General features: G+C 62.1%; 14 protein-coding genes. 9 read left to right on the top strand and 5 right to left on the bottom strand.

Annotated elements, in window-relative coordinates:
• Entirely contained in the window at positions 1-987 is a 987-nt protein-coding gene (coaA, locus tag O4H62_RS11470; RefSeq protein ID WP_269387898.1) for a type I pantothenate kinase, read from the top strand.
• A 25-nt stretch (positions 988-1,012) separates the two neighbouring features.
• Here the strand turns inward: coaA and O4H62_RS11465 are convergent, their stop codons facing one another.
• The 5 genes from O4H62_RS11465 to O4H62_RS11445 all read right to left on the bottom strand — a co-directional run bounded on the left by O4H62_RS11465 (position 1,013) and on the right by O4H62_RS11445 (position 5,085).
• The gene (locus tag O4H62_RS11465) at positions 1,013-1,624 is read right to left on the bottom strand and encodes an alpha-ketoglutarate-dependent dioxygenase AlkB family protein (RefSeq protein ID WP_269387897.1); all 612 of its coding nucleotides are present in this window, start codon (positions 1,622-1,624) and stop codon (positions 1,013-1,015) included.
• Between the two features lie 28 nt (positions 1,625-1,652).
• Complete coding sequence (gene lysM / locus O4H62_RS11460; RefSeq protein ID WP_269387895.1) at positions 1,653-2,168, bottom strand: peptidoglycan-binding protein LysM; 516 nt, start codon at positions 2,166-2,168, stop codon at positions 1,653-1,655.
• A gap of 95 nt (positions 2,169-2,263) precedes the next feature.
• Positions 2,264-2,698: an alternative ribosome rescue aminoacyl-tRNA hydrolase ArfB gene (arfB, locus tag O4H62_RS11455; RefSeq protein WP_269387894.1), complete on the bottom strand. Its 435-nt coding sequence runs from the start codon at positions 2,696-2,698 to the stop codon at positions 2,264-2,266.
• Positions 2,695-3,372, bottom strand: coding sequence for a nitroreductase family protein (locus O4H62_RS11450; RefSeq protein ID WP_269387893.1), 678 nt, complete (start codon positions 3,370-3,372; stop codon positions 2,695-2,697). The genes arfB and O4H62_RS11450 overlap by 4 nt, the downstream gene beginning before the upstream one ends.
• Positions 3,373-3,471: 99 nt before the next feature.
• Entirely contained in the window at positions 3,472-5,085 is a 1,614-nt protein-coding gene (locus O4H62_RS11445; RefSeq protein WP_269387891.1) for a phosphoenolpyruvate carboxykinase, read from the bottom strand.
• A 342-nt stretch (positions 5,086-5,427) separates the two neighbouring features.
• Here O4H62_RS11445 and O4H62_RS11440 point away from each other — a divergent pair, with 342 nt between their 5' ends.
• The 8 genes from O4H62_RS11440 to tsaE all read left to right on the top strand — a co-directional run bounded on the left by O4H62_RS11440 (position 5,428) and on the right by tsaE (position 15,060).
• Positions 5,428-6,144, top strand: coding sequence for a response regulator transcription factor (locus tag O4H62_RS11440; RefSeq protein WP_269388574.1), 717 nt, complete (start codon positions 5,428-5,430; stop codon positions 6,142-6,144).
• Between the two features lie 148 nt (positions 6,145-6,292).
• Positions 6,293-7,975, top strand: coding sequence for a sensor histidine kinase (locus O4H62_RS11435; protein ID WP_269388572.1), 1,683 nt, complete (start codon positions 6,293-6,295; stop codon positions 7,973-7,975).
• Complete coding sequence (locus O4H62_RS11430) at positions 7,972-8,475, top strand: HPr kinase/phosphorylase (protein WP_269387889.1); 504 nt, start codon at positions 7,972-7,974, stop codon at positions 8,473-8,475. The genes O4H62_RS11435 and O4H62_RS11430 overlap by 4 nt, the downstream gene beginning before the upstream one ends.
• A 123-nt stretch (positions 8,476-8,598) precedes the next feature.
• Positions 8,599-9,000 (top strand): PTS sugar transporter subunit IIA, encoded by a 402-nt coding sequence (locus tag O4H62_RS11425; protein ID WP_269387887.1) that lies wholly within the window; start codon positions 8,599-8,601, stop codon positions 8,998-9,000.
• Entirely contained in the window at positions 8,997-9,284 is a 288-nt protein-coding gene (locus O4H62_RS11420) for an HPr family phosphocarrier protein (RefSeq protein WP_269387885.1), read from the top strand. The genes O4H62_RS11425 and O4H62_RS11420 overlap by 4 nt, the downstream gene beginning before the upstream one ends.
• 116 nt (positions 9,285-9,400) lie before the next feature.
• Positions 9,401-10,795, top strand: a complete 1,395-nt coding sequence (gene ahcY, locus O4H62_RS11415; protein ID WP_269387882.1) for an adenosylhomocysteinase — start codon at positions 9,401-9,403, stop codon at positions 10,793-10,795.
• 206 nt (positions 10,796-11,001) lie between these two features.
• A complete protein-coding gene (locus O4H62_RS11410; protein WP_269387880.1) occupies positions 11,002-13,545 on the top strand; it encodes a sensor histidine kinase in 2,544 nt (847 codons plus the stop codon).
• A gap of 6 nt (positions 13,546-13,551) precedes the next feature.
• Complete coding sequence (gene tsaE / locus O4H62_RS11405) at positions 13,552-15,060, top strand: tRNA (adenosine(37)-N6)-threonylcarbamoyltransferase complex ATPase subunit type 1 TsaE (RefSeq protein WP_269387878.1); 1,509 nt, start codon at positions 13,552-13,554, stop codon at positions 15,058-15,060.
• The last annotated feature ends 12 nt before the right edge of the window (positions 15,061-15,072 follow it).

The raw sequence follows: 15,072 nt of genomic DNA, 5'->3' as shown, positions 1-15,072 counted from the left end.
ATGGACCAGACCACTATCCAACCCCCTGCCCTGGATCATTTCAAGGGTGACGAGTTTTCGCCCTACCGCTTTTTCACGGCGGATCAATGGGCCGAATTCCGCGCCGATACACCCATGACCCTGACCGAGGACGAAGTCCGGCGGCTCCGGTCCCTCAACGATCCGGTCAATCTCGACGAAGTGCGGCGGATCTATCTGTCATTGTCGCGTCTGTTGTCGGCGCATGTGGAATCCTCGCAATTGCTGTTCGAGCAGCGCAAGCGTTTCCTCAATCTCTCCAACGTCGCCAAGACCCCGTTCATCATCGGCATCGCCGGTTCCGTGGCGGTCGGCAAGTCCACCACCGCCCGCGTACTGGCCGAACTTCTCAAGCGCTGGCCGTCGAGCCCGAAGGTGGATCTGGTGACCACCGACGGTTTTCTCCTTCCCAACGAGGTTCTGCGGCGTGAAAACCTCATGGACCGGAAGGGGTTTCCCGAAAGCTACGATGTCGGAGCGGTGCTGCGCTTTCTCTCCGAGATCAAGGCCGGACAGCACAGCGTCAAGGCGCCGTGCTATTCTCACCTGACCTACGACGTACTGCCGGGCAAGTTCACCACCATCGACCGGCCGGACATCCTGATTTTCGAAGGCATCAACGTGCTGCAGGTGCGCGATCTGCCCGAAGACGGCAAGATCGTCCCGTTCGTGTCGGACTTCTTTGATTTCTCCATCTATATCGATGCCGAGGAGGTCGACATTCACCGGTGGTATGTCGACCGCTTCATGAACCTGAGGCAGACCGCGTTCCGCAACCCCGATTCCTTCTTCCACCGCTATGCGGCGATCAAGGAAGATGCTGCCCGTGCCATCGCCGAGAGCCTGTGGGAAAACATCAACCTGAAAAACCTGCGCCAGAACATCCTGCCGACGCGCCCGCGCGCCGACCTGATCCTGCGCAAGGCGCCCAATCACCTCATCGAACAGGTGGCGCTGCGCAAGCTTTAGCCTGGGTTTCGGAAAAGGCGGCACTTCAGCTCGGGGTCACCCGCCGCAATGTCAGATTGATGCGGCCGCCATCCTTGAGCAGGGTCGAGGTCGTCGGGTAGATTCGGTCGACACCATGGAAAGCCAGCCGGCTTTCGCCTCCCAGAATGACGATGTCACCGCTTTCCAGCCGGAAGGATCGGGTCGGCTGGCCCCGTCCGGTTCCGCCGATCCTGAACAGGCAGGCATCTCCGAGCGAGATCGACAGCACCGGAGCGGAGAAGTCGCTCTCGTCGCGGTCCTGGTGCAGCCCCATGCGGGCGCTGGAATCGTAGAAATTGACGAGGCAGGCCTGCGGCGGTGCCGAATACCCGGACAGGTCGTTCCAGAGATCGAGCAGCCGGTCGGGAATTGGCGGCCAGGGCGATCCCGTCACGGGATGCCGGTCCTGGTAGCGGTACCCGCTCCTGTCGGCCACCCACCCCAGCTCGCCGCAATTTGTCATCCGGACGCTGAACGGTTTGCCGCTTCGTGGCATTTCCGGGCGGTAGAGCGGCGCTTGCCGCACCACCGCCCGGATCTCTTCAAGCAGGGAGTGCTGTTCGTCCCGATCAAGATGGCCAGGGATATGGCGAACGCCTTTGGGCAGAACGAGCATTTCCGGCCTTCTCGGTTTTCGTGAAGCCTCAGGCGGTTTCGAGATCGGGAATGCGCAGCACCTGACCTGGATAGATCTTGTCGGGGTGCGTCAGCATCGGCTTGTTGGCCTCGAAGATCACCGTGTATTTCGGACCCTTGCCCTTGCCATAGGCGGCTTCGGCGACCTTCCAGAGATTGTCGCCCTTCTTGACGGTGTGGAACTTCGGCTCCTTTGCAGGGGTGGAGGCTTTGACCAGTTCGGTCATGTCGGTGTTGCCAAGCGACAGGCCCGAATCGGGAATGACCACCTTCAGCTCGGACGCCTCGACCTTGGAAATGCCGAGTGTGTTGCCCACCGCGAGGATGGCCTTCTCGAAGATCGACTGGTCTTCGACCACGCCCGAAAGCACGATCTTGTCGCCGTCGACCTTGACGTCGACCTTGTCGGTGCCGAGCTTGTACGAATCCAGCTCCTTCTTGACGGCATCGGCTTCCGGCGCATCATCATCGCCGCCAATGCCCAGCTTCTTGCCAGCCGATTTGATGAAATCGAAAATGCCCATTGGTCATCGTCTCCCTGAGTGAATGTCGGGCAACATAACCACGCGCATGGTGATCTGCCAACCAAAAGCTTCGGCTAAATCAATGACACCGCTTTCTAGTCTTCGGTGACCTTGCCGCGCGCTTTCTTGATCTGGCCGCGGCCGGTTTTGGCTGCCAGCCGGCGCTCGACCGAGCCTCGCGTTGGCCTGGTCTTGCGCCGCGGCGGTGGCGGCGGTTCGGAAGCCTGGTCGATCAGTTCCACCAGACGGGTCCGCGCATCGGCCCGGTTTCGCTCCTGGGTCCGGAACCGGTTGGCCTCGATGATGATCACACCGTCCTTGGAAACCCGGCTGCCGCCAAGCTTCAGCGCATTCTTTTTCACCCTCTCGGGAAGCGAAGGTGAATTGCGGATGTCGAACCGGAGCTGCACCGCCGTCGCCACCTTGTTGACGTTCTGGCCTCCCGGGCCAGAGGCGCGAATGAAGCTCTCGCCAAGCTCCCAGCCGGCGATGACGATGCCCCGGGCCGCGTGTAGCGGGTCCGCGCTCATGGCGCGGTCTTCCAGTACAACACCTCGTCCTCGGGTTTGCGGCTGATCGCCGGAACCCGCGCGCCCTCGGCCGGATGACCGACCACCAGCAGCACCAGTGGCTTCTCGTTGTCTGGCCGGCCGCAGATCTGGTTGAGGAAACCCATTGGCGATGGTGTGTGGGTCAGGGTCGCCAATCCGGCCGAATGCAGGCTGGCAATGAGGAGTCCGATGGCGATCGAGACCGATTCGGGCACGTAGTAGTGCTTTACCTTGCGGCCCTCGGCGTCGACGCCCCAGCGCTGGGCGAAGATCGCGATCAGCCAGGGCGCGGTTTCAAGGAACGGCTTGTCGGAATCCGTACCCAGGTGAGCCAGCGCCCCGAGCCATTCCTCGCCCGCCCGGCCGTCGTAGAAGGCGCGTTCCTCCTCTTCCGCGGCAAGCCTGATCGCCCGTTTGGTTTCCGGATCGCCGATGGCGACAAAACTCCACGGCTGCTGATTGGCGCCCGACGGCGCGGTTGCTGCCGCCCGGACCGCGAGCCGGATGATCTCCGGATCCACCGGATCGGCCGAGAAGTCCCGGACCGTCCTGCGAGATTGCATCAGCTCGAAAAAGCGTTGTGCCTCCGCCCGCATCTCCGCATCCGTCTTCCGGGCAATCGAATGCGCAACGGTTTCGACGGGTCTGGTCATGGCGGGACGCTCCTTCCGGGATTGGACCAGCGGAAAATGCGCGACAGGCCCCGTTGGGTCAACGGGGCCTGCCAAAGATCGTGTAAGGCGTTCGGGTGTTTATTCCGCCGCAGCCTTGAAGCCGGGCGCAGCATCAAGCACCGAGCCGTCGACGTGAGCTTCGAACTTGGCGAAGTTCTCGATGAACATGCCGACCAGACGATTGGCGGAAGCGTCGTAGGCCGCCTTGTCGGTCCAGGTCGAACGCGGATCGAGAATGGCGCTGTCGACGCCTTCAACGGCGACCGGCACGGCAAATCCGAAATTGGCATCCGTGCGGTACTCAACGCTGTCGAGCGAGCCATCGAGTGCTGCGGTCAGCAATGCGCGGGTCGCCTTGATCGGCATGCGCTGCCCTTCTCCATAGGCCCCACCGGTCCAGCCGGTATTGACCAGCCAGCAATTGACCTTGTGGTCATTGATCAGCCGGCGCAGCAGGTCGCCATACTCCGAAGGATGACGCGGCATGAACGGAGCGCCGAAGCAGGTCGAAAATGTTGCTTCCGGCTCGGTGACGCCCTTTTCGGTGCCGGCCACCTTCGCGGTGTAGCCCGACAGGAAATGATACATCGCCTGTTCCGGCGTCAGCTTGGCGATCGGAGGCATGACGCCAAAGGCATCGGCCGTCAGCATGATGATGTTGTGCGGATGCTCGGAAATGCCGGTGTCGCTGGCATTCGGGATGTAATGCAGCGGGTAGGCGCAGCGGGTGTTCTCGGTCAGCGAGCCGTCATGGAAATCCGGGACGCGGTGCTCGTCCAGCACGACGTTCTCAAGAACCGTGCCGAAACGTTCGGTCGTGCCGAAGATTTCCGGTTCCGCCTCGCGCGACAGCCGGATGGTCTTGGCGTAGCAGCCGCCTTCGAAATTGAACACGCCGTGTTCGCCCCAGCCGTGTTCGTCATCGCCGATCAGCGTGCGCTTCGGATCGGCCGAAAGCGTGGTCTTGCCGGTGCCCGACAGGCCGAAGAACACAGCGGTATCGCCGTTCGGGCCGACATTGGCGGAGCAGTGCATCGGCATCACGTCCCTGGCGGGAAGCAGGTAGTTCAGCGCGGTGAAGACCGACTTCTTCATCTCGCCGGCATAGGAGGTGCCGCCGATCAGAACCAGCCCGCGTACCAGGTCGACCGCGATCACGGTTTCCGAACGGCAGCCGTGGCGTGCCGGGTCGGCGCGGAAGGACGGAAGATTGATGATCGTCAGCTCGGGCATGAAACCGGCGAGGTCCGCGCGGTCGGGACGGATCAGCAGGTTGCGGATGAACAGCGCGTGCCAGGCATACTCGGTGATGACGCGGGACTTGAGCGCGTAGTCAGCGTCCGCGCCGCCAACCAGATCCTGAACGAAAAGATCCTTGTCCTTTGCGTGCGCTGCCATGTCGGCATGCAGCATGTCGAAAGCCTCAGGCGTCATCGGTTTGTTGTTGTCCCACCAGATCTGGCTGTCGGTGGTGGCGTCCCTGACCACGAACTTGTCCTTGGCGGACCGGCCGGTGTGCTGCCCGGTCAGCGCCCGAAGCGCGCCGTGCGCCGTCAGCGTGGCCTCACCCCGCGCAACCGCGAGTTCGACCAGTTCGGCCTCTCTCGTGTTGTAGCGCACCAGGCCAGTCGTGTTCAGACCGCACAGGTCGATTCCGGCTGACGGATTACGCACTCCCAAATCCTTATTCATTTCGGATTCCTTCTCGTTCTGGCGCAGGACAGGTTCAAATTTGGCCGGACCATAGGGAGAGGAATTTTAAAAAACAACAAGTAATTCTCAGATTAATTAATGAAATCAGAGTATTAATCGATTTAAAAAAATCAGTACTTATTTAAATCGGTTCAATCGGGGTTGCCGGTTTGCCCGGCGCGCATTCAGGGAATGACTCCGGTTTGGAACTGTGCCACATTTTGTTCTCACTTTATCCTCATGGACGTGGCGGCGGGATCCGGAATTGACGCTTCAGGGCGGCTGATCCGGAAAAGCGGGGGCACTTCCCGGAGGTGCAAGACCATGATGGAGACGACAGACATGCAGACAATCGCGCTCGTCGACGACGACCGCAACATCCTTACCTCGGTTTCGATCGCACTCGAAGCAGAAGGGTATCGTGTTGAAACCTACACCGATGGCGCCTCCGCCCTGGACGGATTGCTGGCCCGTCCTCCGCAGCTTGCCATTTTCGACATCAAGATGCCGCGCATGGACGGCATGGAACTGTTGCGCCGCCTGCGCCAGAAATCCGACATCCCGGTGATCTTTCTCACCTCGAAAGATGAAGAGATCGACGAACTCTTCGGTCTCAAGATGGGCGCCGACGATTTCATTACCAAGCCGTTCTCCCAGCGGCTTCTGGTCGAGCGCGTCAAGGCCGTGCTGCGCCGGGCGGCAAACCGGGAAGCGGCTGCTGCAGCCCCTGGCCGCGCCGATGCGGCGCCGACCAAGTCGCTTGAGCGCGGAAACCTGGTGATGGACCAGGAGCGCCACACCTGCACCTGGAAGAATGAACCCGTCACGCTGACGGTGACCGAGTTCCTCATCCTGCAGTCGCTGGCCCAGCGGCCCGGCGTGGTCAAGAGCCGCGACGCGCTGATGGACGCCGCCTATGATGAACAGGTCTATGTCGATGACCGTACCATTGACAGCCATATCAAGCGTCTGCGCAAAAAGTTCAAAATGGTCGATGACGATTTCGACATGATCGAAACCCTCTACGGGGTCGGGTACCGGTTCAGGGAAGCGGCGTGAAATCCCCCTGTTCCCGCACTGGCCGTGGGATGTAGCAGAAACGCAAATGGCAATTGAAACCGAGGACAATGCGGACGGCAGGGAGGCGGCGCCTTCCGACGTCCGGAGGCTGGCAAGCTGGGCTCACCCGGTCAAGCTGGTCCGCCGGATGTTCGGGAATCTCATCTTCTCGAGCCTGACCCGCCGCATCCTGTTCCTCAATCTGGCGGCGCTCGTCGTCCTGGTGTCGGGGATCCTCTATCTCAACCAGTTCCGGGAAGGCCTGATCGATGCCCGGGTCGAAAGTCTGCTCACCCAGGGCGAGATCATTGCAGGCGCCGTCGCGGCTTCGGCCTCGGTCGATACCAACTCGATCACCATCGATCCGGAAAAGCTGCTTGAACTGCAGGCCGGCCAGAGCATCTCGCCGAGCAACACGAACGAGAATCTGGATTTCCCGATCAATCCGGAGCGCGTGGCACCCGTGTTGCGCCGGCTGATCTCGCCAACCCGGACGCGGGCGCGCATTTATGATGGCGATGCCAGCCTGATTCTCGATTCACGCTATCTCTATACCTCCGGTCAGGTGCTTCGCTATGACCTGCCGCCGGCCGAAACCGCGTCTCCCGGCTGGACCGAGATGGTGACGACGTGGTTCAACCGTTTCTTCCAGCGCCGCGATCTGCCGCTTTACCGCGAGCCGCCGGGCGCCGACGGATCGATCTATCCCGAGGTGATGAACGCGCTGACCGGTGGCCGCGGCGCCGTGGTGCGGGTCACCGAGAAGGGTGAACTGATCGTCTCGGTGGCCGTCCCGGTGCAGCGCTTCCGGGCGGTGCTCGGGGTCCTGCTGCTTTCCACCCAGGCCGGTGACATCGACAAGATCGTTCATGCCGAGCGGATGGCCATTTTCCGGGTGTTCGGCGTTGCCGCCATGGTCAACATTGTCCTGTCGCTGCTGTTGGCAAGCACCATCGCCACGCCGCTGAGACGCCTGTCGGCCGCCGCTGTCCGCGTCCGGCGCGGCGCCAGGGTTCGCGAGGAGATCCCGGACTTCTCCGACCGACAGGACGAGATCGGCAACCTGTCGGTGGCGCTGCGCGGCATGACCAATGCGCTTTATGACCGGATTGCCGCCATCGAGAGCTTTGCCGCCGATGTCAGCCACGAGCTCAAGAATCCGCTCACCTCGCTGCGCAGCGCGGTGGAAACCCTGCCGCTGGCGCGCAACGAGCAGTCCCGCAAGCGGCTGATGGATGTCATCCAGCACGATGTCCGCCGCATGGATCGCCTGATCAGCGATATCTCCGATGCGTCGCGGCTCGATGCCGAGCTGGCGCGACAGGACGGGGTTGCGGTCGACATGCAGCAATTGCTGACCGATCTGGTCGATATCGCCCGGCAAACCCGCTCCGCCGGCAAGGAAGTCGCCATCGAGCTGAAGATCGACAAGCGCGGCGCCGGCAAGTCGGCGTTCACCGTGCTTGGCCACGATCTCCGGCTGGGCCAGGTCGTCACCAATCTGATCGAGAATGCCCGCTCCTTCGTGCCCGAAACCGGTGGCCGCATCACCATCCGGCTTGGTCGTCGCCGCGGCACGGTTCAGGTCCTCATCGAGGACAATGGCCCGGGAATCCGCGCCGAGGTGATCGAGCGGGTGTTCGAGCGGTTTTACACGGACCGGCCGGATGGCGAGGACTTCGGCCAGAATTCAGGCCTCGGCCTTTCGATCAGCCGCCAGATCATCGAGGCACATGGCGGCAGCCTCACGGCCGAGAATATCGCCGGCAACGAGCCCGGCACATGGGCGGGCGCGCGGTTCATCATCGAACTGCCTGCCGAAACCAAATGACCGGCATCTCGGTAGCCGCCGGTGAACCGGTGCATGCAACGTCGATCATTGTCGGCCAGACCGGGCTTCTGTTTCTGGGGCCTTCGGGCGCGGGAAAAAGCAGCACGGCCTTCGCCTGCCTGTCCGAAGCCAAGGCGCTGGGATGGCATGCCGCGCTGGTCGCCGATGACCGGACCATCCTGACCGTTCACGGGAATCGTTGCGTTGCATCCTGTCCGGACCCGATCCGCGGATATCTGGAACTGCGCGGCACCGGGATCGTCCGTGCGCGCCAGGTCGATCGGGCGGTGATGCACTGTGCGGTGGCCCTCACCGAAGCCTCCGCTGCAACACGGGTTCCGTGCGAATCTGAAACCTTTTCGTGTGGCAGTGCAACAATGCCCCTTATGCGTCTGTGGCACGATGGCGCAGCTGGACCGCTTTCGAGACTTCGCGCCGCGCGACCGGGGCTGTTTTTCGAGCCTGCAGGCCATCCTCAGGGCAATTTGCCTATTTCCTGACGTTTTTTGGCTTGAACTTCGCCTGCTTCTGTCCAAGATGAATTCGATGAACTGTTCGCAACTGCGAAGCAATTGGCGTGGCCTGACGAAAAGTCGTGCTGGCCGCATGCTGCTGGAGGCAAAATGATCGGATTGGTGCTTGTCACCCATGGCAAGCTCGCGGAGGAGTTCAGGCATGCGCTGGAGCATGTTGTCGGACCGCAAACCGCTCTGGAAACCGTCTGCATCGGGCCGGAAGACGATATGGACCAGCGCCGGCTGGATATTGTTGGGGCGGTATCGCGTGTCGAAACCGGTAACGGTGTGATCATTCTGACCGACATGTTTGGCGGAACCCCCTCGAACCTCTCGATATCGGTGATGGATTCCGGGCGCATCGAGGTGATAGCCGGCGTCAACCTGCCGATGCTGATCAAGCTTGCAGGTGTTCGCGGCGCCAACGACATGCAGAAGGCGCTGGCCGACGCGCAGGATGCCGGACGCAAGTACATCAATGTCGCAAGCCGCCTGCTGACCGGAAAATGACGTCAGGGTCCCCGGTTCAGTCGCGATCGTTCAAGATCATCAACAAGCGCGGCCTGCATGCCCGCGCATCGGCCCGTTTTGTCCAGACCGTCGAAGGGTTCGACGCCGTCGTCCGGGTTGCGCGCGAAGGCTCGACGGTTGGCGGCACCTCGATCATGGGACTGATGATGCTGGCTGCGAGCACCGGCAGTTCCATTGAAGTGGAAGCCGAAGGCCGCCAGGCCGAAGAGGTGCTGAACGCGCTCGAGACGTTGATTGCCGATCGCTTCGGCGAAGAATGCTGAATATTCCCACATAAAGACATCTTTATATCGTATTGCCAGCATCGGCTTTTCCTGCTATGGCAGCGCCCATGCAATCCGGCCTGTCCCGGCTGGATCCCGAACTTTTGGAAAATCATATGACCGCTACCCAGGATTATGTCGTCGCCAACATCGATCTGGCTGATTTCGGCCGCAAGGAACTGGACATCGCCGAAACCGAAATGCCGGGCCTGATGTCGCTCCGCGAGGAATACGGTTCGGAGCAGCCCTTGAAGGGCGCCCGCATCGTCGGTTCGCTGCACATGACCATTCAGACCGCGGTGCTGATCGAGACCCTGACAGCGCTCGGAGCCGATGTCCGCTGGGCATCGTGCAACATCTTCTCGACCCAGGATCACGCTGCCGCCGCCATCGCCAAGAGCGGCGTTCCGGTGTTTGCCGTCAAGGGCCAGAGCCTTGAGGAACATTGGGACTATCTCGACAAGTCGTTCCAGTTTGCCGACGGCCCGAACCTGATCCTCGACGACGGCGGCGACGCCACCCTCTACGTGTTGCTCGGCGCCCGCGCCGAAGCCGGTGAAGACATCATCCCGGTTCCCGCTTCCGATGAGGAAGCCGTCATCAAGGAGCAGATCAAGAAGCGCATGCAGGCCTCGCCGGGCTGGTTCACCAAGGTGCGCGACCAGATCGTCGGCGTCTCCGAGGAAACCACTACCGGCGTTCACCGGCTTTACGAATTGCAGAAGAAGGGCCTGCTTCCCTTCCCTGCGATCAATGTCAATGACTCGGTCACCAAGTCGAAATTCGACAACAAGTATGGCTGCAAGGAAAGCCTGGTCGACGGCATCCGCCGCGCCACCGACACCATGATGGCCGGCAAGGTTGCCGTTGTCTGCGGCTACGGCGATGTCGGCAAGGGCTCGGCGGCTTCGCTGCGCGGCGCCGGCGCCCGCGTCAAGGTCACCGAAATCGACCCGATCTGTGCGCTGCAGGCAGCCATGGACGGCTTCGAGGTGGTCACGCTCGAAGATGTGGCCCCGAGCGCCGATATCTTCATCACCACCACCGGCAACAAGGACGTCATCCGCCTCGAGCACATGCGCGAGATGAAGGACATGGCCATCGTCGGCAACATCGGCCATTTCGACAACGAGATCCAGGTCGCAGCCCTCAGGAACCACAAGTGGACCAACATCAAGGATCAGGTCGACATGATCGAGCTGCCTTCGGGCAACCGCATGATCCTTCTGAGCCAGGGCCGTCTTCTCAACCTCGGCAATGCCACCGGCCATCCGAGCTTCGTCATGTCGGCATCCTTCACCAACCAGGTGCTGGCCCAGATGGAACTCTGGACCAAGGGCGAGAAGTACCAGAATCAGGTCTATGTGCTGCCCAAGCATCTCGACGAGAAGGTGGCTCGCCTGCATCTCGACAAGATCGGCGCCAAGCTGACCGAACTGAAGACCGAGCAGGCGGATTATATCGGCGTCTCCGTCGAAGGTCCGTTCAAGCCGGAACACTACCGGTACTGATTTTCTGATCGATACCCACAACATATTGAGATCGCGTTCTTGACAACAAGGGCGCGATTTCTTTTTGCCCGCAATCCCCTTCACCGTGATTCGCGAAACAGGTATGTTTTTTGCCAATGATTCGTTTTGCGTTGTGGCGGCGCAAACAACGATCTGGCCAACGGATTGGCGATGTCTTGTCAAACAGGCGACGAGGGGACGGAGACATGCCGGTGAAGACGGATTCACTTGGGCGCAAGGGGCTTCTTGGACTGAGGAAAGCCGTGATCAGCGATCTGTGCCGATTCCGGCGCCGGGTCCTGACCGGAACGGCCCTGCTCAGCGGTGGCTTTCTCGCATCCGCTCTCCCCGTCCTGGCGCAGATATCGGACGATCAGACCTCCGGTCGCGTTTCCGTATCCACCCTCGAAGTGGTCAACTTCGCCATGGTCATCGGCGCCATTTCGGCGGCCATGATATCGGCCATCTGGCTGATCCGCGAACGCGGCAAGATCGATCTCGAGAATGTCGGTCTCAGGTCTGCCCTCGCCGACGCCAACGCCCGGATTTCGCGTCATGAGGCGCTGATTGTCGACCGTGACCGGCAAATTGTTGTCTGGGACGGCGTCGGGTTGCCCGCCGAGGTGCTCGGCCAATTGTCCGCGGACACCGGCGCGCCGCAGAAGCCGGCTGATTTCCTCGCGTTTGGCCGCTGGCTTGAGCCCAGATCGGCGGCCGCACTCGATGAATCCATCGATCGGCTGCGGTCCCATGCCGAACGCTTCGACATGATTGTCGAAACCATTCGCGGCCATGTCATCGAGGCGCAGGGCCGGGTGTCCGGCGGCCGCGCCTTTGTGCGTTTCGTGACCCTGTCGAATGTCCGCGCCGAACTTGCCGAACTCAAGACCGAGCGCGACCGTCTGCTCACCTCGCTCGATACCTTCCAGGCGCTTCTGGACATCATCGACATGCCGGTGTGGCTGCGCGGACCGGATTCGAAACTCGTCTGGGTCAACAATGCCTATGTGCAGGCGGTCGAGGGCGAGGACCGGCAGGACACGCTGCAGCGCGGGCTGGAACTGCTCGGCACCGCGACGCGCGAAAAGGTCCGCGCCACCGCCACCCCCGAACGTCCGTTCCTCGACAAGGTCTCGACCGTCATACATGGCCATCGCCGTTTCCTCGAGGTTGCCGACGCAAAGACACCAGCTGGCAATGCCGGACTGGCGCTCGACGTGTCGATCGAGGAGGACCTGCGCCAGGAACTCAAGCGCACCATCCAGAGCCATGCCGAAACGCTCGATCATCTGGCCACCCCGGTGGCGATCTTCGATCGCGACCAGCGCCTGCAGTTTCACAACCAGGCGTTCCAGCGCCTGTGGGAACTGGATACGCCGTTTCTCGCCCGCCGGCCCGACAATGGCGAATTTCTCGAACGGCTTCGCGCCGATGGCAAGCTGCCCGAACCGCACGCCTGGCGTGACTGGAAGGAGCAGATGCTCTCGGTCTACCGCTCGGTCGAGGCGACGCCGCATCTCTGGCACCTTCCCGATGGTCAGACCCTCAATGTCTTCGCCAATGCCCACCCGCAGGGCGGCGTAACTTGGGTGTTCGAGAACCTGACCGAGAAGTTCGATCTGGAAACCCGCTACAACACGCTTCTGCAGGCGCAGGGCGAAACCATCGACCACCTGGCCGAGGGCGTTGGCGTGTTTGGACCCGATGGCAAGATCCGGCTGTCAAATCCATCCTTCCGCGCGCTCTGGGGCCTGACCGAACAGCAGGTCAAGCCCGGCACCCATATCCGCCAGATCGCGGAAGCCTGCGAACCGTCCTATCGCGATCCGGATGGCTGGAAGCTGTTTGCCGGCGCGATCACCGGATTCGAGGAAGAACGGCGCACCCATGAGGGCCGCATCGAGCTGACCACCGGGCTCATTCTCGACTATGCCATCGTGCCGCTGCCCAATGGCCAGACCATGATCGCCTTCGTCAATGTCACCGACAGCGTCGGTGCCGAGCGCATGCTGACCGAAAAGAACGAGGCGCTGCGCAAGGCCGATGCGCTGAAGAACGATTTCGTCCAGCACGTCTCCTATGAGCTGCGCTCGCCGCTGACCAACATCATCGGCTTCACCGAACTGCTGCAGACCCCCGGCATCGGCGAACTCAACGAGCGCCAGTCCGAATATCTCGACCACATTGCCACATCGTCTTCGGTGCTGCTGACCATCGTCAATGACATCCTCGATCTCGCCACCGTCGATGCCGGCATCATGCGCCTCGACACCGGCGTGGTCGATATTCCGGCGCTGTTTGCCGAGGCCGGCGAACAGATCGCCGATCGGCTGAAGGAAAACGATCTGTCGCTCGAGATCGACACCGCCGGCGCCCCGGCTCAGATGATCGGCGATCACCAGCGGCTCAAGCAGATCCTGTTCAAGCTTCTGATGAACGCCGCCAATTTCGCCCCGGACGGCTCGGTTGTCCGCTTGCGCTGCCGGCAGGACGGCGAGGCGATCTGCTTCTCGGTGACCGATTCGGGCCCCGGAATCCCTGAAGACGCACGCAAGGATGTCTTTGCCCGCTTCGAGACCAACGGCCAGTCGGGCCGCCGCCGCGGCGCCGGACTCGGCCTGTCGATTGTCCAGAGCTTTGTCGGCCTGCACAACGGCACCGTCTCCATAGAATCCGGCGAAGGAGGCGGCGCAACCATCATCTGCCGCTTCCCGTCCAGCCGTCCGCTTGCCCGCGACGCGGCCGAGTAAGCCTCGATGGCGACTGCGCCCCTCCGCGTGGAACTCGAAAACCCGGAAGCGACAACGCGGTTTGCCGAGGATGTCTCGCTGGCAATCCGGCAAGGCGATTGCCTGTGCCTGTCGGGTGATCTTGGCGCCGGCAAATCGACTTTCGCCCGGGCGCTGATCCGCGCCATTGCCGACGATCCGGAGCTCGAGGCGCCAAGCCCCACCTTCACGCTGGTGCAGAGCTACCGGCTGCGGCTCCCGATCTCGCATATGGATCTCTATCGCCTCGGTTCTCCCGAGGAGCTTGATGAACTTGGTCTCGACGACGCGCTCTCAGAAGGCGCGGCTCTGGTCGAATGGCCGGAAAAGGCGCTTGAACTCCTCCCCGGCGACAGGATCACGATCCGGTTCGACGGGATCGGTGACAGCCGCACCGTGACGATTTCCGCGCCGGCTTCCTTTCTTGAGCGCCTCGAACGCTCCCGCGCCGCCCGGGCATTCCTGGACGCAAATCTCAAGAGCCCCGTGATCCGGCGCCATCTGCAGGGCGATGCGTCCTCCCGGACCTACGAGACGGTCAGGTCCCGGGACCGAGAGCCCGCCATCCTGATGAACGCGCCGCGAAAGCCGGACGGTCCGCCGGTGCGCGACGGCCTGCCCTATTCGCAGATCGCCCATCTGGCCGAAGACGTGGTTCCGTTCGTCGCCATCGCCCGCTGGCTGCGCGCACAGGGGTTTGCCGCCCCCGAAATCCTCGCGGAGGATCTCGACCAGGGATTTCTGCTGATCGAGAATCTTGGCGTCGAAGGCATTCTCGATTCTGATGGCAAGCCCGATCCGGAACGCTATATCGTGGCGATCGACTGCCTCGCCATGCTGCACGGCAAGGATCTTCCCGGCCCCCTTCCCGTCGGCGGCAGGGTGCATCATGTGCCGGCTTACGATGCCCGCGCCATGCAGATCGAGGTCGAGCTCTTGACCGACTGGTACCTGCCCTGGCGCCGCAGTGCTTCCGTTCCCGATCAGGAACGGCAGGCCTATCTCGATCTGTGGCACGCCCTGTTTGCACGCCTCGAAAGCGCGGAAAAGGCGCTGGTCTTGCGCGACTACCACTCGCCCAACCTGATCTGGCGGCCGGAAAGGACCGGGCTCGACCGGCTCGGCATCATCGATTTCCAGGACGCAATGATCGGCCCGTCCGCCTATGACGTCGCCTCGCTCTGTCAGGATGCGCGGGTAACGGTCGATCAGCAACTGGCCGGTCAGTTGCTGGATCGCTATGTCGCCGCCCGCCGGTCCGCCAACCCGGATTTCGATGAGGCCGGCTTCCGCGAGGCCTATGCGATCATGGCGGCCCAGCGCGCCGCGAAAATTCTCGGCATCTTCGTCCGGCTCAAGCAGCGGGATGGAAAACCCGGATATTTGCGGCATCTGCCGCGGATGGAGGCCTATATTTCGGCTTCTCTGGCGCATCCGGCGCTGCAACCCTTGCGTAACTGGTTCGCAAAGGCTGGTATCGGCGAAAGCGAATCATAACCGGAACCGCCG

This window comes from Parahoeflea alexandrii, assembly GCF_027214025.1.
In the GTDB taxonomy this organism is placed as follows: domain Bacteria; phylum Pseudomonadota; class Alphaproteobacteria; order Rhizobiales; family Rhizobiaceae; genus Hoeflea; species Hoeflea alexandrii_A.
The sequence above is the reverse complement of the archived record's forward strand: the minus strand, read 5'-3'. Positions and strand labels throughout refer to the sequence as shown.

Excerpts from the sequence above, each read along its gene's own strand:
- tsaE (WP_269387878.1), top strand. The coding sequence starts at position 13,552 with ATGGCGACTGCGCCCCTCCGCGTGGAACTCGAAAACCCGGAAGCGACA.
- O4H62_RS11430 (WP_269387889.1), top strand. The coding sequence starts at position 7,972 with ATGACCGGCATCTCGGTAGCCGCCGGTGAACCGGTGCATGCAACGTCG.
- O4H62_RS11420 (WP_269387885.1), top strand. The coding sequence starts at position 8,997 with ATGACGTCAGGGTCCCCGGTTCAGTCGCGATCGTTCAAGATCATCAAC.
- ahcY (WP_269387882.1), top strand. The coding sequence starts at position 9,401 with ATGACCGCTACCCAGGATTATGTCGTCGCCAACATCGATCTGGCTGAT.
- O4H62_RS11465 (WP_269387897.1), bottom strand. The coding sequence starts at position 1,624 with ATGCTCGTTCTGCCCAAAGGCGTTCGCCATATCCCTGGCCATCTTGAT.
- O4H62_RS11410 (WP_269387880.1), top strand. The coding sequence starts at position 11,002 with ATGCCGGTGAAGACGGATTCACTTGGGCGCAAGGGGCTTCTTGGACTG.
- coaA (WP_269387898.1), top strand. The coding sequence starts at position 1 with ATGGACCAGACCACTATCCAACCCCCTGCCCTGGATCATTTCAAGGGT.
- O4H62_RS11440 (WP_269388574.1), top strand. The coding sequence starts at position 5,428 with ATGCAGACAATCGCGCTCGTCGACGACGACCGCAACATCCTTACCTCG.
- O4H62_RS11445 (WP_269387891.1), bottom strand. The coding sequence starts at position 5,085 with ATGAATAAGGATTTGGGAGTGCGTAATCCGTCAGCCGGAATCGACCTG.
- lysM (WP_269387895.1), bottom strand. The coding sequence starts at position 2,168 with ATGGGCATTTTCGATTTCATCAAATCGGCTGGCAAGAAGCTGGGCATT.
- O4H62_RS11435 (WP_269388572.1), top strand. The coding sequence starts at position 6,293 with ATGTTCGGGAATCTCATCTTCTCGAGCCTGACCCGCCGCATCCTGTTC.
- arfB (WP_269387894.1), bottom strand. The coding sequence starts at position 2,698 with ATGAGCGCGGACCCGCTACACGCGGCCCGGGGCATCGTCATCGCCGGC.
- O4H62_RS11425 (WP_269387887.1), top strand. The coding sequence starts at position 8,599 with ATGATCGGATTGGTGCTTGTCACCCATGGCAAGCTCGCGGAGGAGTTC.
- O4H62_RS11450 (WP_269387893.1), bottom strand. The coding sequence starts at position 3,372 with ATGACCAGACCCGTCGAAACCGTTGCGCATTCGATTGCCCGGAAGACG.